The 21,709-nt window shown below is 70.8% G+C and carries 16 protein-coding genes; 13 read left to right on the top strand and 3 right to left on the bottom strand.

The genetic code is table 11. From position 1 onward, the window contains the following. The first annotated feature begins 29 nt into the window (after positions 1-29). The 8 genes from ruvC to ACPL7H_RS05905 all read left to right on the top strand — a co-directional run bounded on the left by ruvC (position 30) and on the right by ACPL7H_RS05905 (position 9,106). A complete protein-coding gene (gene ruvC / locus ACPL7H_RS05870; protein WP_424796113.1) occupies positions 30-653 on the top strand; it encodes a crossover junction endodeoxyribonuclease RuvC in 624 nt (207 codons plus the stop codon). A gap of 33 nt (positions 654-686) precedes the next feature. After that, positions 687-1,298, top strand: a complete 612-nt coding sequence (ruvA, locus tag ACPL7H_RS05875; RefSeq protein WP_424796114.1) for a Holliday junction branch migration protein RuvA — start codon at positions 687-689, stop codon at positions 1,296-1,298. Continuing rightward, complete coding sequence (ruvB, locus tag ACPL7H_RS05880; RefSeq protein ID WP_424786004.1) at positions 1,291-2,322, top strand: Holliday junction branch migration DNA helicase RuvB; 1,032 nt, start codon at positions 1,291-1,293, stop codon at positions 2,320-2,322. Before ruvA ends, ruvB begins: the two co-directional genes overlap by 8 nt. Positions 2,323-2,395: 73 nt before the next feature. Next, complete coding sequence (yajC, locus tag ACPL7H_RS05885) at positions 2,396-2,788, top strand: preprotein translocase subunit YajC (protein ID WP_424796115.1); 393 nt, start codon at positions 2,396-2,398, stop codon at positions 2,786-2,788. Positions 2,789-2,857: 69 nt separating this feature from the next. Continuing rightward, on the top strand, positions 2,858-4,927 hold the full coding sequence (gene secD, locus ACPL7H_RS05890; protein WP_424796116.1) for a protein translocase subunit SecD: 2,070 nt from the start codon (positions 2,858-2,860) through the stop codon (positions 4,925-4,927). Continuing rightward, entirely contained in the window at positions 4,924-6,033 is a 1,110-nt protein-coding gene (gene secF / locus ACPL7H_RS05895; protein WP_424796117.1) for a protein translocase subunit SecF, read from the top strand. The genes secD and secF overlap by 4 nt, the downstream gene beginning before the upstream one ends. Continuing rightward, complete coding sequence (locus ACPL7H_RS05900) at positions 6,030-6,560, top strand: adenine phosphoribosyltransferase (protein WP_424796118.1); 531 nt, start codon at positions 6,030-6,032, stop codon at positions 6,558-6,560. The genes secF and ACPL7H_RS05900 overlap by 4 nt, the downstream gene beginning before the upstream one ends. Before the next feature lie 38 nt (positions 6,561-6,598). Then, positions 6,599-9,106 (top strand): RelA/SpoT family protein, encoded by a 2,508-nt coding sequence (locus ACPL7H_RS05905; protein WP_424796119.1) that lies wholly within the window; start codon positions 6,599-6,601, stop codon positions 9,104-9,106. 97 nt (positions 9,107-9,203) lie between these two features. Here ACPL7H_RS05905 and ACPL7H_RS05910 read toward each other — a convergent pair whose 3' ends face one another. Together ACPL7H_RS05910 and ACPL7H_RS05915 are read right to left on the bottom strand one after the other, a co-directional pair. After that, positions 9,204-10,865, bottom strand: coding sequence for a DUF349 domain-containing protein (locus tag ACPL7H_RS05910; protein ID WP_424796120.1), 1,662 nt, complete (start codon positions 10,863-10,865; stop codon positions 9,204-9,206). Next, positions 10,862-11,722, bottom strand: a complete 861-nt coding sequence (locus ACPL7H_RS05915; RefSeq protein ID WP_424796121.1) for a peptidylprolyl isomerase — start codon at positions 11,720-11,722, stop codon at positions 10,862-10,864. Before ACPL7H_RS05915 ends, ACPL7H_RS05910 begins: the two co-directional genes overlap by 4 nt. Before the next feature lie 163 nt (positions 11,723-11,885). Between ACPL7H_RS05915 and hisS the strand changes: the two genes are divergently transcribed. Further along, positions 11,886-13,244 carry a histidine--tRNA ligase gene (hisS, locus tag ACPL7H_RS05920; protein ID WP_424796122.1) on the top strand — a complete coding sequence of 453 codons (1,359 nt, stop codon included), beginning with the start codon at positions 11,886-11,888 and terminating at the stop codon, positions 13,242-13,244. Between the two features lie 69 nt (positions 13,245-13,313). Here hisS and ACPL7H_RS05925 read toward each other — a convergent pair whose 3' ends face one another. Continuing rightward, the gene (locus ACPL7H_RS05925; protein WP_424796123.1) at positions 13,314-15,251 is read right to left on the bottom strand and encodes a DEAD/DEAH box helicase; all 1,938 of its coding nucleotides are present in this window, start codon (positions 15,249-15,251) and stop codon (positions 13,314-13,316) included. A gap of 292 nt (positions 15,252-15,543) precedes the next feature. On the opposite strand from ACPL7H_RS05925, the gene ACPL7H_RS05930 reads away from it, so the two are divergent. The 4 genes from ACPL7H_RS05930 to ACPL7H_RS05945 are packed head-to-tail and all read left to right on the top strand — an operon-like array spanning position 15,544 to position 21,640. Continuing rightward, complete coding sequence (locus ACPL7H_RS05930) at positions 15,544-17,241, top strand: dynamin family protein (protein WP_424796124.1); 1,698 nt, start codon at positions 15,544-15,546, stop codon at positions 17,239-17,241. After that, the gene (locus tag ACPL7H_RS05935) at positions 17,238-18,959 is read left to right on the top strand and encodes a GTPase (RefSeq protein ID WP_424796125.1); all 1,722 of its coding nucleotides are present in this window, start codon (positions 17,238-17,240) and stop codon (positions 18,957-18,959) included. The genes ACPL7H_RS05930 and ACPL7H_RS05935 overlap by 4 nt, the downstream gene beginning before the upstream one ends. Before the next feature lie 58 nt (positions 18,960-19,017). Further along, a complete protein-coding gene (gene aspS / locus ACPL7H_RS05940; RefSeq protein ID WP_424796335.1) occupies positions 19,018-20,868 on the top strand; it encodes an aspartate--tRNA ligase in 1,851 nt (616 codons plus the stop codon). Beyond that, positions 20,858-21,640: a GNAT family N-acetyltransferase gene (locus ACPL7H_RS05945; protein ID WP_424796126.1), complete on the top strand. Its 783-nt coding sequence runs from the start codon at positions 20,858-20,860 to the stop codon at positions 21,638-21,640. Before aspS ends, ACPL7H_RS05945 begins: the two co-directional genes overlap by 11 nt. The last annotated feature ends 69 nt before the right edge of the window (positions 21,641-21,709 follow it).

The following is a 21,709-nucleotide window of genomic DNA, read 5'->3' on the forward strand; positions in this document are numbered from 1 at the left end:
GTGTGGGCGCGCGGTGACACAGTGCAGACATGACCTATCGCATCCTGGGCGTGGATCCGGGCCTGACCCGGTGCGGGATCGGGGTGATCAGCGTGGGCCCGGGCCGCAGCGTGCAACTGGTCGAGGTCGAGGTGCTACGCACCGACGCCGCCGACCCGCTGGCCCACCGTCTGACCGCGCTGGACCGGGCGCTGACCCAGTGGCTGACCCGGCTACGGCCGGACGCGGTGGCGGTGGAGCAGGTCTTCGCCCAGCACAACGTGCGCACGGTTACCGGGACCGCGCAGGTGGCCGGTCTGGCGATGGTGGCCGCCACCCGCGCCGACATTCCCGTGGCCACGCACACGCCCAGTGAGATCAAGGCCGCGGTCACCGGCAGCGGACGAGCCGGCAAGGACCAGGTCCAGGAGATGGTTCGGCGGATCCTGCGCCTGGCCGACAAACCCCGCCCGGCCGACGCCGCCGATGCCCTGGCACTGGCGATCACCCATGCATGGCGAGCGGGCGCCGCCGGGCCGCGGCCCGCTGTCACGATGACCCCGGCCCAACGTTCCTGGACCGAGGCCGCCGCACGCAGCCGTCGCACACCGGCCGCACCGCGCACCGGCGCCGGTGCGGCGGGTCGGCTACCCGCCGGCGGTGCGATCGGTTAGCCTCGTACGCATGTTCGTCGCTGGAAGTTCCTCATGATCGCCTCTCTGCGGGGGCCGGTCCGCCACATCGGGCTGGAGTCCTGCGTCCTGGATACCGGGGGAGTCGGCTACCGGGTGCACGCCACCCCCGGGACGTTGGCCACCCTGCGTACCGGCGCCGAGACCGAACTGGCCACCTCGATGGTGGTCCGGGAGGACTCGATGACGCTGTACGGGTTTGCCGAGCCGGACGAGCGGGATATCTTCGAGCGGCTGCAGAGCGTGAGCGGCGTGGGTCCGCGGTTGGCGCTGGCGATGCTCGCGGTGCACACACCCGATGGCCTGCGCGGCGCACTGGCCACCGAGGACGTCAAGGCCCTGACGAAGGTCCCCGGGATCGGGGAGAAGGGTGCCCGGCGCATCATCGTCGACCTGGGCGACAGACTCGGGCCACCGCGTTCCGGTGCCGCACCGGCACAGGCGGCTGTCCCGGGGGCGCGTTCGCGTGCCCAGGAGGACGTGTCGGCCGCGCTGGAGGGGCTGGGATGGCCCGCCAAGACCGCGGCCAAGGCCGTGGACAAGGTGTTCACCGAGGACCCCGGCTTGGAGACGGCAGCGGCGTTGCGCATCGCGCTACAGCACCTGGGAGGCGGCGGGAATGGCTGAGGAGGACACCGAGGGTCTGCTGGCCACCGAGGCCGACGAACTCGAACGCGCCGCCGAGGCGGCCCTGCGCCCGCGCCGGCTGGAGGAGTTCATCGGACAGGCCGTGGTGCGCGACCAGCTCTCCCTGGTCCTGGACGCGGCCAGGGCCAGGCGGCGCAGCCCCGACCACATCCTGTTCGCCGGCCCTCCGGGGCTGGGTAAGACCACCCTGGCCATGATCGTGGCGGCCGAGGTTGAGGGGTCCTTGCGGTTGACGTCGGGGCCGGCGATCCAGCACGCCGGCGACCTGGCGGCGATCCTGTCCTCCCTGATGGAGGGGGACGTGCTGTTCATCGATGAGATCCACCGCTTGGCCCGTCCCGCGGAAGAGATGCTGTACCTGGCGATGGAGGACTTCCGGGTTGATGTGGTGGTCGGCAAGGGCCCCGGAGCGACCGCCATTCCGCTCACGTTGCCACCGTTCACGGTGGTGGGGGCCACCACACGGTCCGGGCTGTTGCCGGCACCGCTGCGGGACCGGTTCGGGTTCACCGCACACATGGACTTCTACTCCCCGACCGAACTGGAACAGGTGTTGACCCGGTCCGCACGGCTGCTGGACGTGCACCTGCAGCCCGAGGCTGCCACCGAGATCGCCACCCGCTCCCGGGGCACCCCGCGGATCGCCAACCGATTGCTGCGCCGGGTCCAGGACTGGGCCCAGGTGCGCGGCACCGGGGCGGCGGACCTGCAGGCGGCGAAACGCGCCCTGGAGGTCTTCGAGGTCGACGCCCGCGGGCTGGACCGGCTGGACCGGGCCGTGCTTACCGCGCTGTGTCGCCGGTTCGGTGGCGGTCCCACCGGTTTGGCCACCTTGGCGGTCGCGATCGGGGAGGAACCGGAGACGGTGGAGACCGTGGTCGAGTCGTTCCTGGTGCGGGAGGGGCTGATCGCCCGGACCCCCCGCGGCAGGGTCGCCACGCCCGAGGGATTCGCCCATCTGGGCCTGTCCCCACCGGCGCCGGAAGGGACCCTGTGGTCCTGACCGGCGCCCCGATGGCCTAGAATCGGCCAGACCCTTTCCGTTCGCTGGTGGAGACGTGCCCATGGATCCCGTAATGCTCATCTTCCTTGTTGTCATCTTCGGGCTGTTGCTGTTGATGATGAACAAGAATCGCAAGCGGCAGCGCGATGACCTGGAGATGAGGCGTTCGTTGTCGGTGGGCGATGAGGTGATGACCTCCTCGGGCATGTACGGCACCGTGACCTCCGTCGATGGCAACGTGGTCACGATCGAGTCGACCCCCGGGGTCCCCTCGCGCTGGTATCTCCCGGCGATCGGCAAGAAGGTCGACCCGGCAACCGAGTACGCCAGCGCCGATGATGAGACCACCGCATCGGAAGCGGAAGCCACCGAGTCCGATGCGGGCGGCACCGGGACCTCGACCCCGGACGGATTCCTGTCCGAGGACCAGGTGCGCCGCCCGTACCGGGACGACAAGAAGGACTGATCCACTCGGCCCGCCACCGGGCCGCTGACACCGGTACCGCGGGTGCCGGACGGGAAGAAGACGACGTTCGTGGCGAAACCAACTCCCTCAGCCGTGCGCCCGGTGCGCACGCTGGTGATGTTCTTCATCGTGTTCGGCATGCTGTTCGGCACCCTCACCGCCGGCACCGTGCTCAGTGACGCGACATGGCGGCCCAACCTTGCGCTGGACCTGGAGGGCGGCACGCAGATCATCCTGACCCCGCGCACCGATGACGCCGCCGAGATCACCGAGGAGCAGGTCGGCCAGGCCATCGAGATCATTCGCCAGCGGGTGGACTCCTCGGGTGTGGCCGAGGCGGAGATCTCCAGCCAGGGTGGCTCCAACATCGTGGTCGGGCTGCCCGGGGAGCCGACCGAGGAGACGCTGAACCTGGTGCGCCAGAGTGCGCAGATGCGGTTCCGGTCCTTCCTGGCCGAGACCGGCCCCGGACCGATCGACCCGGACATGCTGACCCAGGCTCCCGAGGACCTGGACCTGGGGGATCTCGACCCCGAGGACCTGGACCTGGGGGATCTCGACCCCGAGGACCTGGACCTGGAGGACCTCACCGGGTCCGACGGCGTCGAGGAGGAGCAGGGCACCGAGGACACCGGCGCCGATGGCGCCACCGGTGGCGTCGTGGCGGCCACCACGGAGGACCAGGGCACCGAGGACGAGAGCGTGGGGGAGGGGGCCGAGGAGGAGGCCGCACCGACACCGCCGACCCGAGAGGAGATCGAGGAAGCGGCTTTCGCGGCTGCGGACCTGGACGGTGACGGTGAACTCTCCGATACCCCGGAGTCAACCCCGACCGATGCCTCCGACCAGGCGTGGGTGACCGAGCAAATCCTGTTCGACTACTACACCCTGGACTGCACCGACCCGGAGAACCTGGTCGGTGGGGGCGGGGACGATCCCGATGCCGCCCTGGTCGCCTGCTCGGTGGATGGCACCTCCAAGTTCATCCTGGGGCCGATGGAGATCCCCGGTACCGACATCGAGAGCGCCAGTTCGGGCTTCCGCGTCACCGAGGGTGGCGTGGTGACCAACGAGTACGCGGTGTCGATGCAGTTCAACAGCGAGGGTGCGGCCACGTTCCTGGAGGTCACCCAGCGCATCTCCCAGCCGCAGTACGTCCAGTCCGGAACCCACCGCTTCGCGATGGTCCTGGATGGTCTGGTGCTGATGGCACCCACCGTGCAGAACCCGATCCCGGGCGGTTCGGCTGAGATCAGCGGCAACCTGACCCGGGAATCGGCCCAGCGCCTGGCCAGCCAGCTCAACTTCGGGGCACTGCCGATCGAGTTCGAGGTGCAGAGCGAGGAGCAGATCTCGGCCACCCTGGGTTCAGAGCAGTTGCAGCGAGGGCTGCTTGCCGGTCTGATCGGGCTGGGCCTGGTGGTGGTCTACGCCCTGATCCAGTACCGGGCGCTGGCGATCATCTCCCTGGCCAGCCTGGTACTCGGCGGCAGCCTGACCTACCTGGTGGTCGCGCTGATGTCATGGCAGATGGGTTACCGCCTGTCGCTGGCCGGCGTTGCCGGGTTGATCGTGGCGATCGGGATCATCGCCGATTCCTTCATCGTGTACTTCGAACGCATCCGGGACGAGGTCCGAGAGGGCAGACGCCTGGAGGACGCGGTCGATCAGGGTTGGAAACGTGCCCGGCGCACCATCGTGGCCTCCGATGCGGTGAACCTGATGGGTGCGGTGGTGCTGTACTTCGTGGCCGTGGGCGGGGTCCGCGGCTTCGCGGTCATGCTGGGCCTGATCACCCTGATCGACCTGCTCGTGTTCGTCTTCTTCACCCACCCGTTCATGAAGGTGCTCGTCCGCACCCGCTTCTTCCAGGAGGGTTCGAAGATCTCCGGGCTCGATCCCGAGCATCTGGGTGCGGTCGTCTCGGCCTACCGTGGCCGGGGCCAGATCCGCTCCCGCGCGGAGCGTGAGGCCATCAAGGACAACGCCGCGGCCGGTCAGGGGACCATCGCCGAACGACGCCGGGCCGAGGCCCTGGCAGCGGTCTCCGCACGTGCCTCGGCGAGCGCGGACGAGCCCATCGGCGCTGAACCCGAGGATCCGGATTCGGCCACCACGAGCGAAGGTGAGGACCGATGAGGAAGTTCTCCGAGTTGGGCAATGAGTTGTACACCGGGAAGAAGTCCTTCCCGATCGTGCAGAACCGGCGCCGGTGGTTGAGTATCGGTCTGATCCTGATCGTGGCCTCGCTGTTGGTGCTGGGCATCCGCGGGTTGAACCCGGGAATCGAATTCCGGGGTGGTTCGGAGTTCACCGTCTCCGGGACCCAGATCACCGACCAGCAACCCGCCCATGATGCGGTCGCGGAGATGGATTCCGGCCAGGTACCGCGTGTCTCCAACATCGGTTCCGACACCATCCGCGTCCAGACCGAGCAACTCGATGACGCCGAGACGACCCGGTTGCGCGAACTGCTCGCCGAGGCCTATGAGGTGCCGGTCAATGACGTGACCAGTTCGTTCGTGGGACCCACCTGGGGTCAGGACGTGACCGCCAAGGCGTTGCAGGGCATGCTGATCTTCCTGGTCCTGGTGGCGGTGGTGATGGCGGCCTACTTCCGGCACTGGAAGATGGCGGTCGCCGCCCTGACCGCACTGGTCCACGACCTGCTGGTCACCGTGGGCATCTACGCCCTGGTGGGCTTCGAGGTGACCCCGGCCTCGATGATCGGGTTCCTGACCATCCTGAGTTACTCGCTCTACGACACGGTGGTGGTTTTCGACAAGGTCCGGGAGAACACCACGCTGTACTCCGAGCAGACCAAGTACACCTACGCCGAGGCCGCGAACCTGGCGGTGAACCAGACCCTGGTCCGTTCCATCAACACCTCGATCGTGGGTCTGCTGCCGGTGGGTGGGATCCTGTTCGTGGGCGCCTTCCTGATGGGTGCCGGAACGTTGCGTGACATCGCGCTGGCCCTGTTCATCGGGTTGGCCGCCTCCACGGTCTCCTCGATCTTCATCGCCACGCCCATCGAGGTGGCGCTGCGCGAGCGCGACCCGGCCGTGCGCAAGCACACAGCCAAGGTCCTGGAACTCCGGGAGCGTCGAGTCGCCCAGGCCGAGGCCGAGGGCACAAGCGTGGACTCCTCACTGACCGCGGCCCGGGCCGGTGGCCTGGTCGCGGGGGAGCACCTTGGCCAGGCAGCCCAGCCCAGGCGCCGCAAACCTCGGGGGCGCGGGTGAGCCCCGATGCCCTGGCGGCCTCGATCCGTGCTGGGTTGCGCCAGGTACCGGATTACCCTGAGCCCGGCGTGCTGTTCCGCGACATCACGCCGCTGCTGGCCGACGCGAAGGCATTCGGCTCGGTGATCGAGGCCTTCGCCGGCTTCTTCGACGGACAGGTCGATGTGGTGGCCGGGATCGAGGCGCGCGGGTTCCTGCTCGCCGCCCCGCTGGCGGCGGTCCTCGGCACCGGCGTGCTCGCGGTACGCAAGGCCGGCAAACTGCCCCCACCGGTGCACCAGCAGCGTTATGACCTGGAGTACGGCAGCGCCGAACTGGAGGTCTCCGGCGTCGGGATCCGGTCCGGGCAGCGGGTCGCGCTGCTCGACGACGTGCTCGCCACCGGTGGCACCGCGCGGGCCGCGGCACAGTTGCTCGAGCGTATCGGCGCTCGGGTCCAGGGCATCGCGGTTCTGCTGGAGTTGGCGGAACTAGGTGGCCGGGGCAATCTGACCGACTGGCCGGTGCACGCGCTGCTGACGGACTGAGGCGGCTCAATCGGCGCAAGGTTGCGTACCATGGGTAGATGGATGAACGCACCCCGGTGAGCACCACCACCCCCGCCCCGGCGGACCCGGTGGTGCCCGGATCGCGTGTGCGATCTGCGCTGGGCAGGTTCGGTGCCCGGACCACCACCACCCCGAAGGCGCTGGAGCCGCTGCTGGCCGTGGTGCGGTCCAACCATCCCAAAGCGGATCTGTCCCTGATCGAGCGCGCCTACCAGGTTGCCGCCCGCTCCCACGAGGGCCAGTCGCGCAAGAGCGGGGACCCCTACATCACCCACCCGGTAGCGGTGGCCACGATCCTGGCCGAGCTGGGGCTGACCCCGCCCACGCTGGCCGCCGCGCTGCTGCACGACACGGTGGAGGACACCAGCTACAGCCTGGAGCAGTTGCGGGAGGAGTTCGGCGACGAACTCGCGCTCCTGGTCGACGGCGTCACGAAACTGGACCGCGTCTCCTACGGCGAGGCCGCCCAGGCCGAGACGGTGCGCAAGATGGTGATCGCGATGGCGCGAGACATCCGGGTGCTGATGATCAAGCTCGCTGACCGTCTGCACAACGCCCGGACGTGGAAACACGTCTCGGCCAAGTCCGCGGCCCGCAAGGCCCGCGAGACGATCGAGATCTACGCCCCGCTGGCCCACCGGCTGGGCATGAACACCATCAAGTGGGAGTTGGAGGACCTGTCCTTCGCCACCCTCTACCCGAAGGTGTACGAGGAGATCGTGCACCTGGTGGCCGAGCGCGCGCCGGCACGCGAGGAGTTCCTGAACAAGGTCCGCACCCAGGTGATCGATGACCTCAAGGCGGCGAAGATCAAAGCCACGGTCACCGGGCGGCCGAAGCACTACTACTCGATCTATCAGAAGATGATCGTGCGTGGGCGTGACTTCGCCGATATCTATGACCTGGTCGGGGTGCGGGTGCTGGTGGAGTCGGTGCGGGACTGCTATGCGGTGCTGGGTGCGCTGCACGCGCGCTGGAACCCGGTGCCGGGGCGGTTCAAGGACTACATCGCGATGCCGAAGTTCAACATGTACCAGTCCCTGCACACCACGGTGATCGGCCCCACGGGCAAGCCGGTGGAGATCCAGATCCGCAGTTATGACATGCACCGCCGGGCCGAGTACGGCGTGGCCGCGCACTGGAAGTACAAGCAGGCTGCGCGCAGTGCGGGCAGGCGCAGCGACGAGGCCGACGAGATGCCGTGGCTGCGCCAGTTGGTGGACTGGCAGCGCGAGACCGCTGATCCCGGTGAGTTCCTGGACTCCCTGCGGTTCGAGATGTCGGGAACCGAGGTGTACGTGTTCACCCCCAAGGGGGACGTGCTGGCGCTCCCGTCCGGGTCCACGCCGGTCGACTTCGCCTACGCGGTACACACCGAGGTGGGTCACCGCACGGTTGGCGCCCGTGTGAACGGGCGGTTGGTGCCGCTGGAGTCCGGGCTGGAGCACGGCGACACCGTGGAGGTCTTCACCTCCCGGGCCGAGGGCGCCGGCCCGAGCCGGGACTGGCTGGGTTTCGTCAAGAGCCCCCGTGCCCGCAACAAGATCCGCCAGTGGTTCACCAAGGAGCGCCGCGAGGAGGCGATCGAACAGGGTAAGGGCGCGATCGCCCGCGCCCTGCGCAAGCAGAACCTGCCCATCCAGCGCATGCTCAGCCACGACACACTGATCGTCCTGGCCGATGAGATGCAGTACCAGGATGTCTCCGCGTTGTACGCGGCGGTGGGGGAGGGGAACATCTCCGCCAGCACCGTGGTGCGCAAACTGGTGGCGGGTCTGGGCGGTGAGGACGGTGCTGAGGAGGATATGGCCGAGGTCGCCCGCCCGGGGGCGGCCAGGACGCGATCCCGCACCGGGGAGTCCGGCATCATCGTGGCCGGTATGGACGACGCCGATGTCTGGACCAAGCTGGCGCGCTGCTGTACGCCGGTGCCGGGCGACCCGATCGTCGGGTTCATCACCCGCGGCTCGGGGGTCTCGGTGCATCGTGAGGACTGCGGCAACCTGGAGGGCTTGCGCGATCAACCGGACCGGATCGTGGCGGTGGAGTGGTCACCCTCGGCCCAGAGTGTCTTCCTGGTGCAGATCCAGGTGGAGGCACTGGACCGCAGCGCCCTGCTCTCCGACGTGACCAAGGTGCTCTCGGACAATCACGTGAACATCCTCTCGGCGAACGTGACGACCTCCCAGGACCGGGTGGCGATCCTGAAGTTCGTGTTCGAGATGGCCGAGCCGTCACACCTGGGCCACGTCCTGCGCGCGGTGAACCAGATCGACGGTGTCTTCGACGTGTTCCGTCTCACCGGAACCAAACCGGCCGGTCCGCCGCAACGCGCAAGCACCGGGGCTGAGGCGCCGGAGCGGCCGGAGTCGCCCGATCCACCTCCGGCGAAGGTGTCCTCTGGCGCCAAGGCGGACCAGGACAAGCCTGCCAAGAAGCCACAGGGTGCCGAGGGCGAGCGCGTTGTCCCGCCGGTGCGCACGCCCCGCGAGGTGCTCACCGGACGCAGCGTCGAGGAAACCTGAACCGGTTCGCCGGCGGGTGGGTCCGGTCAGCACCCACACCGGCCGTCGTCGCCGAACTGTGTCGCCGCTGCCGGTGCACCCTCTCAGCGGCGCAGTCTCAGCGGGCGTCGTCGGCGGCCTGCAGTACCTGTTCGAGCCAGGCCTTCCGGGCGGCCAGAGCATCGGAGGCCTTGGTGATCGCCTTCTCGTCGCCGCTCGCCTCGGCCCGGGCCAGGTCCTTCTCCAGGCCCTCGATCGCCGCCTCCAACTGGGCCGCGGCGCCTTCGGCACGGGCCCGCACCCTCGGGTTCGACTTGCGCCACTGCGCCTGTTCCACGTCCCGGATCGCCTGCTCCACCGCCCGGAGGCGCCCTTCGACCCGGCCGATATCGGCGCGGGGCACCTTGCCGGCGGCCTCCCAGCGGTCCTGGATGTCGCGCAGTGCCGCCTTGGCCCGGTCCAGGTCGCGCACCGGCACCAGGGCCTCGGCCTCGCTGAGCAGCTGTTCCTTGACCTTCAGGTTCTCGCCGTACTCGGCGTCGATCGCGTTGTTCGCGGCCTGCCTGGCCTCGAAGAACACGTCCTGCGCGGCGCGGAACCGTGCCCACAGGGCGTCGTCGTCCTTACGGGAGGCACGGCCGGCGCGCTTCCACTCCTCCATCAACTCACGGTAGGCGGCTGAGGTGCCGCCCCAGTCGGTCGAGGTGTTCATCGCCTCGGCGCGGGCGATCAGTTTCTCCTTGGTGGCCTTGACCTCGGCGTGGACGCGGTCGAGTTCGGCGAAGTACTGGCGCCGCACCCGGTCGAAATGGGTGCGGGCTGCGGAGAAGCGCTTCCAGAGCGCGTCCTCGGTGCCACGGTCCAGTCGTGGCCCCGAACGCTGGGCCTGCTTCCACTGCTCGAGCAGGTCCCGCAGTCGCTGCCCGTCCTGGCGCCACTGGATGCGGGCCGGGTCGCGCTCGGCGATCTTCTCCGCCCGCTCCACGATGGTGTTGCGTTCGGCCAGCGCCTTCTCCTTGGCTGCGGCACGGTCGGCGGCCAGTTCGGCCTTGCGCAGTTGGGCCTGGGCCTCCAGGGCGGCCACCTGGTCGCGGAGGGCCTGCAGATCGCCCACCACAGCGGGTTCGGCAATGGCCTCACCCAGGGTGGCCAGCGTCGCATCCAGGTCCTTGGCCCCGAGTTGACCCAACCGTGCGGCGAACAGGTCCACCTGAGCCTTCAGGTCCAGGTACCGGCGGATGTACAGTGCCATGGCCTCCTCGGCGGAGACTCCGGGGTACTGGCCCACCACCCGGTCACCTGAGGGTTCCTTGACGTAGACGGTGCCATCGTCGTCGATCCTGCCGAACTCCGCGGCCGCCGCGACCTGCTCGGGGTCCATCGGTGCCTCGGCACCGCCGGGCTGCGCGGCAGTGGCCCGAGCGGCAGGCGGGCTCGGAGCGGCCGCAGCCACCGGTGCGGGCGGACCACCGGGGCGGGGCCGGGCGAGCATGCTCGGCTTGGGTACCGAACTCGGCTTGGGCGTCGGCCTTGGCTCTCGCGCGGGCGACTCCTCGGCCGCAACCGGCTCGGCTCCTGCGTCCTCGGTGCCGTCAGCCTCGTCCGTGGCTGCGCCCGCTTCGGCGCCTGTGTCCTGCTCGGTGGCTGCGGCTACATCGCCTCCATCAGCCGGTGCGCTGACGGCGTCGGCATCGTGGATCACCTGATCTGCTCCGTCGTGTGTGGTTCCCAAGGGCTCGGGCTGCGCCTCGGGGGTGCTGGGGTGCTCCGGTGCACTCATTGGATCTCCACATTCTCGATGATCACGTCGATCGCAGGTCGTTCGCCCTCGGTCCCGAGTCCGGCGGCCCCGACCTCGGCAAGGAGATCCAGACCTTCGGTGACAGTACCGAACACGCTGTACCCACCGGCGTCGTCGGCCGGCAGCGGCACGTCGGCGAAGACGAGGAAGAACTGGGAGCCCATGGACTCCCCATCCCCGCCCACGCGGGCCATCGCCACGGTACCGGCGGGATAGACGTCGTCCTCGGGTGCGTTCTCGATGGGGCCGAAGCTGTACCCGGGCCCACCCGTTCCGGTTGCGGTGGGGTCACCGCACTGCAGGAGGGACTCGGGCAGCAGCCGGTGGCAGGCGGTGCCGTCGAAGTACCCGTCCGATGCCAGGTGCACGAAGTTGGCCACCGCCTGGGGTGCCGCAGCACCGTCGAGTTCGAGTTGGACCGTGCCCACACTGGTATCGATGGTGGCCTGCCAGGTCCGGTCCTCGGCCAGCGAGGCGTCCGGCGCGGCGTCGTACTGGGGGGCGTCGATGCTCGCCAGGGGCTCGGGATCGGCCGGTGGCGCGTCCTGGTCGGCTTCATCGATCGGATCGGTCTGCGCGCCGGGGTCGGTCGGGGTCTCGGCCTGATCGGAGTCGTCACCACCGAAGCCATAGGTAAGCAGAGCGATGACCAGACCGGACAGCACCAGGGTGCCCACCACCACGATTGCGATGGTGCGCTGACGCCGGACTTTGGCCCGTTGCTGGCGACCGAGGCGCTTGTCGTGCAACTGGCGCGCCCGTTCGCGCTCTCGTTTGCTGGGGCTCAAGCCCGGTTCCTCCTGTAGTGCGTCGGTGCTGGCGCTTGCTGAGCGCACACCAGTCTAGATAGACGCTGCCATATCTGCGGCCGCCACTAGCGCTCTTATGGGTCACGGGATGGTCACAAAGCACGGTGCGTGCCGGTACCGCCGGTTCCGGGCACGGCCCACGATGCGGCCGATGCGTCGGGGCCGGCCGCTTCGGTGCCAGAATGTGCCCATGGCCCGTCCCGCACCACTGTCCGGATTCCCCGAACGCCTCCCCGGCGAACGCATCGTGGAGGAACACATCACCGCCACCGTGCGGCGCGTGTTCAGCCTGCACGGCTACGCCGGCATCGAGACCCGGGCCGTGGAGCCCCTGGACCGGCTGGTGGCCAAGGGCGAGACGTCGAAGGAGGTCTACCTGCTGCGGCGGCTGCACGCGGACGAGACCGACACCACCGACGACCGCACGCTGGGCCTGCACTTCGACCTGACGGTGCCGCTGGCCCGCTACGTGGTGGAGAACGCCGCCCGGTTGCAGTTCCCGTTCAAGCGTTTCCAGATCCAGAAGGCCTGGCGCGGGGAGCGGCCCCAGGAGGGCCGCTACCGGGAGTTCCTGCAGGCCGATATCGATGTGGTCGGCGCCGATGAACTGCCCTTCCACTACGAGGTGGAGGCGGTGCTGGTGGCCGCGCACGCGCTGAACGCGCTCACCGGCGACGGCCTACCGGCAGTGCGCATCGGAGTGAACAACCGCAAGGTCTCCCAAGGGTTCTACGAGGGCGTCGGGGTCACCGACGTCGAGGGCACCCTGCGCACCATCGACAAACTGGACAAGATCGGCGACGACGGCGTACGTGCCATGCTGACCGACCAGATCGGGTTGACCCGGTCCCAGGCCGAGGCTGCCCTCGAACTGGCCCGGATCAGTGGCTCCGGCGCGGAGGTGGAAGCCCGGGTGCGCAACCTCGGGGTGAGCCACCCCCTGCTGGAGGAGGGCCTGGGGCAACTGCGCGCACTCGTCGACGCCGCCGAGGCCGAGGTGCCGGGCGTGGTCACCGCCGATCTGCGGATCGCCCGTGGCCTGGACTACTACACCGGGACCGTCTACGAGACGGTGCTGGTGGGGCACGAGGACCTCGGGTCGATCTGTTCCGGGGGCCGGTATGACTCCCTGGCCACCGACGGACGGCGCACCTATCCGGGGGTGGGCCTGTCCATCGGAGTGTCCCGGCTGACCTCCAGGGTCCTCTCAGCGGGCCTGATGCACGCCACCCGGTCGGTACCGGCCGCCGTGCTCGTGGCGGTCACCGATGAGGACGAGCGTGCCCGCAGCAACGCCGACGCGGCAGGGTTGCGTGCCCGTGGCATCCCGGCGGAGGTGGCTCCCAGCGCGGCGAAGTTCGGCAAGCAGATCCGGTACGCCGACCGGCGGGGCATCCCGTTCGTGTGGTTCCCTGCCGGGACCCAGCGCGAGCGCGCCGAGGTCAAGGACATCCGGTCGGGGGAGCAGGTCGCCGCCGACGCCGCCGCGTGGACACCGCCGGCTGACGACCTGTGGCCCCGGGTGCTGCCGGGACCGGCTCCGGCCTGATCGCAGGGCCCGATCCGGCGCAGCCGGCCGGGCATAACCCGCGGCCGCGCACACCGAACCCGCCCGTGGTCAGCGCTGCCGGCCGGGGCGCGTCCGCGCAGCGGTGTGCCGGGGCTTGCGGCCCTGCTTGGCGGCCGTGGGGGCTTTGGCTGCCCTCGCCGGCTTCGTCATCGCACGCCGTCCGCTGCCGGCGTCATGCCCGCGACGGGGCCGGGCGCCGCCCCGATCGCCGGTGCCGCCGGGTGCTCCGGTGTCGGGACGAAAGTGCATCGGCCGGCCGGCCACGACCGCGCGGTCGAGGCGACGAGAGGCCTCGTCGGTGACCTGTGCGTTGACCTCCACGAGCGAGAAGCGGGAGAAGATCTCGATCTTGCCCAGGTCGGATCCGCGCAACCCGCCCTCGTTCGTGATCGCACCGACGATCGCCTCGGGACGGGCGCCGTGGGTGTGCCCGACGGCAACCCGGTAGACCGTGCCCCGAGAGGTGCGCCCGGGGGTGCGCCGGGTCATGGGCCGGTCGGCCCCGGAACGGGCGGAGTCGAACCTGGCACGCGCCGGCCGCTCATCGCGGCCGCTGTGTGCCGATGCTGCCTCGGTGTCCTGGCGCCGAGCGGTGCCGGAACGCTCGCCGCCGGCCACCCCGACCGAACCGGACTCGCCTCCGGCGCGGTCCTGGCGGGGGGCCGGGCCGTCGTCACCCACCTGCAGTGCCAGCAGTGCCGCCGCCACCTCGAGGGGTTCGACCGCGCCGTCGTCGGTGTAGGCCTGTAACTGCTCGCGGTAGAGGTCCAGGCGGCCCCGGCCGATCCGCTCGCCCAGTTCGGCCAGCACGCGCTGGGCGCGGTGCTTGCTCACCTGGGCCGGAGTGGGGATGTCCACCTCCTGCAGCGAACTGCCGGTGACCCGCTCGATCGCGGTCAGCCGGCTGCGCTCGCGCGGGGTGAAGAACGTCAGTGCGGTACCGGAGCGTCCGGCCCGACCGGTGCGCCCGATCCGGTGCACGTAGGCCTCGACCTCGCGCGGCACATCGAAGTTGACCACCAGGCCGATCCGGTCCACATCGAGGCCACGAGCGGCGACGTCGGTGGCGATCAGCACGTCCAGGCCGCCGCTGCGCAGTCGTTGCACGATCCGCTCGCGTTCCCGCTGGGGCACGTCCCCACTGATCGACGCCGCGGGGGTACCGCGGGCGGTCAGCTCCAGGGCGACTTCCTCGGCGGTGTCGCGGGTGCGCACGAAGACCAGGGTGGCATCGGCCGCCGTCGTGGCCAGCACCCGGGACAGCGCCCCCACCTTGTGCCGGAACGGCACGACGGCGTAGGTCTGGGTGATCATGGTGGTGGTGGAGGACGGAGCGGACGTGGCCAGTTCGACCGGGTTGTTCAGGTGCTCCCGGGCCACCTTGCGGATCGCGGAGGGCATCGTGGCGGAGAACAGGGCGACCTGTTTCGGGGTGTCGGTACCGGTGTGGGTGAGGATCACCTCGACGTCCTCGGCGAAACCCATCCGCAGCATCTCATCGGCCTCGTCCAGCACCAGATAGGAGACCCCGCTCAGGTCCAGGCTGCCGCGCTCGGCCAGATCGATCACCCGGCCGGGGGTGCCCACCACCACCTGTGTGCCGGACTTGAGGGCACGGAGCTGGGTGACATAGGAGGCGCCGCCGTAGATGGGAAGCACGTCCAGGCCGGGGGAGGTCGAGGCCATCTGGGTCAGGGCGTCGGCCACCTGGATCGCCAGTTCCCGTGTGGGGGTCAGCACCAGGGCCTGCACGCCCGCCAGGTCGGGGTCGACGGCGGCCAGCAGGGGCAGGCCGAAGGCGGCGGTCTTGCCGGTCCCGGTCTGGGCGACACCGGTGACGTCGCGTCCGGCCAGCAGCGGCGGGATGGCCGCGGTCTGGATCTGGGTCGGCTCGCGATAGCCCATCTCGGTGATCGCGATGAGCAGGTGCGGGGCAAGACCCAGGTCCGCGAAACTGTTCGTGGCAGGGGTGCGGGCGTCAGGCATGGCGGTGTCCAATCGCAGACGAGGTGGAACTGTGCGGACCCGGTTGGTCCGCGTCCGCCTCGGCCCGACGCCGCCGATGCGCTTCTCGCACCACGGTCGATGGCCACGAAGGTGCCATCGGAGGGCCTGTGCGCGGCTCGTGCGCTCCAGAAGCCACCACTGTATCGTCCAGCGCTCCGCCTGCCCCGGCAGTGTGCGCAACCTCACCGGCCTTCGCGCGGCCACATCGCAGGGCCGGCGAGCGGGTCGGCACGCGTGTGCCGCGACGACGCCCGGCTGGCATGATCGCAGTATGGAGGCAGCGCTGGGACAGTTGCGTGCGTCGATCGCCCGCGCGGAGTTTCCGCTGACCACCGCGACCAGTGCGGCGGCCACCCGGGACCGGTCGCGGCTGCTGGATCAGATCGACGACTACCTGTTGCCTCGTTACGCGGACGTGGACGCACCGCTGCTGGCGGTGGTGGGCGGGTCGACAGGGGCGGGCAAGTCCACCCTGGTCAACTCCCTGATCGGTGCCCCGGTCAGTGCCTCCGGAGCCCTGCGGCCTACCACCCGCAGCCCGGTGCTGATCCACCACCCGCAGGACCGGGAATGGTTCGCCGGGAACCGGGTGCTTCCGACCCTGGTGCGCACCCACGGCGAAGGGACCACCGCACAACCCGGCTCCGAGGACGTAGCCCCGGGGCGCGCCGCCCTGCGGATGGTGACGTCGGAGGCACTGCCCGCGGGTCTGGCGCTGTTGGACGCCCCCGACCTGGACTCGGTGGTCGAACAGAACCGGGAACTCGCTCATCAACTGCTCGCCGCGGCCGACCTGTGGCTGTTCGTGACCACAGCCCACCGGTACGCCGACGCGGTGCCGTGGGAACTCCTCAACCTGGCGGCCGAGCGCAACGTGGTTATCGCGGTGGTGCTGGACCGGATCCCGCCCCGGGTGCGGCAGGAGGTGCACACCGACCTGACCCGGATGCTCCGCGCCAACGGCCTGGCCGAGGCGACCCTGTTCGACATCCCCGAGTCCGACCTGACGAGCCAGGGCCTGCTGCCGGCCGGCGCGGCGCAACCGGTGCGCGACTGGCTGCACGGATTGAGCGCGGACGCCCAGGCCCGGGGTGAGGTGGTGCGCCGCACCCTCACCGGGGCCACCGGCCACGCCCTGGGCCAGGCCGAGACCCTGATCGAGGCACTCACCGACCAGGACGCCGCAGCCCAGCATCTACACACCCTTGCCACACAGGCCTACCGCACCGATGCGGTGCGCGAGGCCCTCAGCGACGGCGCGATGCTGCGCGGGGAGGTGCTGGCCCGCTGGCAGGACCTGGTCGGCGCCGGGGAATTCTTCCAGAAACTGCAGTCCCGGATCGGCCGCGCCCGGGACCGGGTCAGTGCCTATGTGACCCGGAGGCCCCCGCCGGAGCAGCAGGTCGAGGTGGCGATCACCGACGGGCTGCACGCACTGCTCACCGCCCACGCCGATGCCAGTGCCGAGCGGGCCCGCACGGCATGGGCCAGGGACGGCGCCGGACGTGATCTGGTTGCCCGGGCCCTGCCCGGGCGGGCGAGTGCGGACTTCTCCGAGCGGGCCGCCGAGCAGATCCGCGCATGGCAGCGGCACCTGCTCGAACTGGTCGGCTCCGAGGGTGCCGGGAAGCGCACCACCGCCCGGTTGCTGGCCTTCGGGGTGAACGGCGTCGGAGTGGCGCTGATGGTGCTCGTCTTCGCCTCCACCGGCGGCCTGACCGGAGGGGAGGTGGCCGTCGCCGGTGGCACCGCCGTCGTCGCCCAGAAGGTCCTGGAGGCGGTCTTCGGCGACGACGCCGTGCGACGGCTGACCACCGCCGCGCGTACTGATGTGCTCGCGCGGGTAGAGGACCTGATGGCCGCCGAGGTCGCCCGGTTCACCCAACTTGTGCCCACGGACCAGCCCCGAGACGCCCGCGCCCGGCTCACCGAGGCAGTGGCGCAGGTGCGCGCGAGGATGGACACGTGAGGCGCGGTCGCGACGACCTGACGTCGCGTATCGGCGCACTGGAGCAAGCCACCGCCCTGGTGGAGGGGTTGGACCCCGCCACCCTGCCCACACCCGGCCCGGTGCAGCAGGCCCGGGCGGTGCTGGAGCGGGTGGCGGCCCGGCAGGGTCTGTCCACCGCGCACACGGTCGTCGCCTTCGCCGGCGCCACCGGGTCGGGCAAGTCCTCGCTGGTGAACGCCGTCAGCGGAACCAAGGCGGCCACCGTGGGAGCCCGCCGGCCCACCACGGCCACCGCGGTGGGGGTCTTCTCCGGCGACGCCGAGGGGGCCGCCTTGCTGGACTGGCTCGCGGTGGACCAACGCCGGCACGAGCCCGACCTGGCCGAGGGCTTGATCCTGCTGGACCTGCCGGACGTCGATTCGGTCCACACTGACCATCACCGCATCGCCGACGCGCTGATCGAGGCGGTGGATGTGCTGGTCTGGGTGCTGGACCCCCAGAAGTACGCCGACGCTGTGGTGCACACTCGGTACCTGCGCCCGATGGCACAGCATGCTGAGGTCACGGTGGTGGTGTTGAACCAGATCGACACGCTCACCCCGGGAGACCTCAAGGCGGTGCTGGCGGACCTGGACCGACGCCTGGCCAAGGACGGGATCGCCCCGGCGCACGTGCTGGCCACCTCCGCAACCACCGGAACCGGCGTGGCGCGGCTGCGGCAGGTGGTCACCGACTTCGCCGGTGCCCGCACGGCGGCGCACGCCCGCCTGGCGGCCGAAGTGACCGCCGCCGCAGACGAACTCGCGTGGGCCTACCCGCCTCCGCCGTCGGCATCACTGAGCACGGCCCAGATGCGCGACGTGCACACGGCCATGGCGCAGGCGGCCGGGGTCGACCGGGTCGGTGCGGCCGTGGCGGGTTCGTTCCGGCACCGCTCCCGGGCGCGCACCGGGTGGCCGTTGACCCGCTGGCTGCGGCGGTTGCGACCCGACCCGCTCAGCAGGCTCCGCCTGCCCACCACCGAGCCGGACCGGGCCAGGCAGATCATGCCCCGGGGGCCTGACCGGAGCGAGGAGCAGGAACCGGTGACCACCGTCACCTCACGCCCGGACCCGGGGGCGGTCGAGGTGGCCCGGGTGGACGCGGCCCTGTCACGGATCGGACGCACCCTCGCCCAGGATGCGCACGAGCCCTGGTACACCTACCTGCGCACCGCAGCACAGGTGCCCGCTGAGGCGCTGACCGACACCCTGGACGCCGTGGTGGTACGCAGCACCCCGCGACCCCGGCCGGCCCGGTGGTGGCCGGCGGTCTCCTTGCTGCACTGGGTGCTGCTGGCGGTGCTGGCCGCCGGCGCGTTGTGGCTCGGTGTGCTGGCAGCGGCCGGCTACCTGCAGATTCCCACCGGTCCACCGCCCCGACTCGGCCCGGTTCCGCTCGGCCAGCACGGCGCCGTGCTGCCGGCGATCCCGTGGCCCACCGCACTGTTCCTGGCCGGCCTGGCCGGCGGTCTGCTCCTCGCCGGGATCTCCCGGATCGCAACCAGCATCGGAGCCCGACGGCGGGGCGCTCGCGCCGTGCGCGACCTCACCCGGGCGGTGGGTTCCCGGGTGGATGAGGCCGTCCTGGCGCCGGCCCGGCGCGCCGCGCAGATCGGGGCACGCTACGCCGAGGCGGTGCAGGCCGCCCGGGAGGGGCCACGGGCCGGACGGCGAGCCGGCTCGGCGGTGATCTAGGATCGTCGGTGCGCCGCGTCAAGCCGTGACCGGTGCACCGATGAGGAAGGACCACCCGTTGCTACGCACCCACTCCGCAGGTGCCCTGCGCACCACCGACACCGGTTCCACCGTGACCTTGGCCGGGTGGGTGGATCGTCGCCGTGACCACGGCGGGGTGGCGTTCATCGATCTGCGCGACGCCAGCGGCATCGTGCAGGTGGTGATCCGGGACGAGGAGGTAGCCCACCCCCTGCGGAGCGAGTACGTGCTCTCGGTGACCGGTACCGTCGGGGCGCGACCGGCGGGCAACGAGAACCCGGCCCTGGCCACGGGTGAGATCGAGGTCACCGCGACCGACGTCGTCGTCCTCAACTCCGCAGCCGCGCTGCCATTCCAGGTCTCCACGGCACTGGAGGAGAGCGCGGCGGTGGGGGAGGAGGCGCGGCTGAAGCATCGCTACCTGGACCTGCGCCGCCCGGGCCCGGCGCGCGCGCTGCGGCTGCGCTCGGCGGCGGGCGCGGCGGCCCGGGATGTGCTGGCCGCCCACGACTTCGTCGAGGTGGAGACTCCCACGCTGACCCGGTCCACCCCCGAGGGGGCGCGGGACTTCCTCGTGCCGGCGCGGCTGCAGCCCGGCTCGTGGTACGCGCTGCCTCAGAGCCCGCAACTGTTCAAGCAGCTGCTGATGGTGGCCGGGATGGAGCGCTACTACCAGATCGCCCGCTGTTACCGGGATGAGGACTTCCGCGCCGACCGGCAGCCGGAGTTCACCCAACTCGACATCGAGATGGCCTTCGTCAGCCAGGAGGACGTGCTCGCCCTCTCGGAACGGATCGTCACTGCCCTCTGGGCGCTCATCGACGTGCCCATCACCACCCCGCTGCCGCGGATCACCTACGCCGAGGCGATGGCCCGCTACGGCACCGACAAGCCGGACCTGCGCTTCGACCTCGAGCTGACAGAGTGCACCGAGTACTTCACCGACACTCCCTTCCGGGTGTTCCAGGCCCCCTACGTCGGCGCCGTGGTGATGCCCGGTGGCGCCGACCAGCCCCGCCGGCAGTTCGATGCCTGGCAGGAGTGGGCCCGCCAGCGCGGGGCCAAGGGCCTGGCCTACGTCACGGTTGGCACCGACGGCACCCTCGGAGGCCCGGTGGCCAAGAACCTCTCCGACACCGAACGGGACGGCCTGGCCGCACACGTGGGCGCCGCACCCGGGGACGCGATCTTCTTCGCCGCCGGACCGGTCAAGGCGTCCCGGGCCCTGCTCGGTGCGGCCCGGGTGGAGATCGCGCAACGGTGCGGGTTGATCGATCACGACGCGTGGTCGCTGCTGTGGGTGGTGGACGCTCCGGTGTTCGAACCCGCCGGTGAGGCCGTCGCTGCCGGGGACGTGGCGGTGGGTACCGGTGCCTGGACCGCGGTGCACCACGCCTTTACCGCACCGAAGCCGGAGTTCCTGGAGACTCTCGAGGACGACCCGGGCGCAGCCCTGGCCCACGCCTACGACCTGGTCTGCAACGGACACGAGATCGGGGGCGGCTCGATCCGGATCCACCAGCGCGAGGTGCAGGAGCGCGTCTTTGCGATCATGGGCCTGTCCGAGGAGGAGGCGAACGAGAAGTTCGGGTTCCTGCTCGAGGCGTTCGCCTACGGGGCGCCCCCGCACGGCGGCATCGCCTTCGGCTGGGATCGGGTGGTGGCGCTGCTGGCCGGTAGCGAGTCGATCCGCGACGTGATCGCCTTCCCCAAGTCCGGCGGTGGGATCGACCCCCTCACCGACGCGCCGGCACCGATCACCGCCCAGCAGCGCAAGGAGGCCGGCGTGGACGCCCGCCCGGCACCGGCGGGTGCGCGTGGCGACGACGGGGATCGGGACGGCGGCAGGGACGAGGGCGCATCCGCTGGAGCAGGCGGTGGGCGGTAGCCCGACCCCGCCCGCACCACCCCTGACCGACCTGCCCGCGCAGTGGGCGCAGCACCCGTTCGTGATCGGGGACCGGTGGCGCTGGCACGAGGCCCGGTTCCTGTGCGCCACGGGTGCGCTGGTGGTGGGCATGGCTTCCCGGGCCGGTCACCACCCGGGGCGGGCCCGCTCGATCACGGCGCTCGGGGATCCCGGCGCGGTGGCCGAGTTGGTGGCGAACCGGAGCGAGGAGGTGCTGCACGGGTTCGCGCCGCAGAGCGTGTCCCTGCCACCGGGCGCTTGGGACCTGCTGCCGGCCGCTCTCCGTGACCGGTGGAACCTGCCGCGCCGGGGGCGCTGGGACTGGATGTGGACCGAGCAGGTACCACCGGCGCACCCCCTCGAGGACCAGGTGGTGCCCCTGGAGATCCCCCGGCACCTCGAGCAGATCCACGCGGTGCAGGCGGTGGCTTTACCCGGAACCCACTTCGGGCCGGACCGGCCCGGGAGCACCTGGTTCGGCATCTGGCGGGGCGCCGCCGAACTGGCCGCGGTGGCCGGGTCCTTCGACTGGGTGAGCGCGGTGCACCTGGGCGGCATCGGAACCCGCCCGGACCTGCGCGGCTCCGGCCTGGGCAGTGCCCTGACCGCCGCCATCACCCGCGCCGGGGTGGCCCGATTCGGGCGGGTCAGCCTCGGTGTGTACGCCGACAACCTTCGGGCCAAGGCGCTCTACGCCCGGATCGGCTACGCCGTCGGGCATGAGCTGGACTCCCGGCACGTCGCCGCCTGAGGCGGCGAGGCACCGCGACGGAACCGCGGGCACCTGAGGTGCCGCGGTCCACCTGGAGGTGGCACGGCG

The sequence above is a fragment of the Pseudactinotalea sp. Z1732 genome, from assembly GCF_049724975.1.
Lineage (GTDB): Bacteria > Actinomycetota > Actinomycetes > Actinomycetales > Beutenbergiaceae > CALKWS01.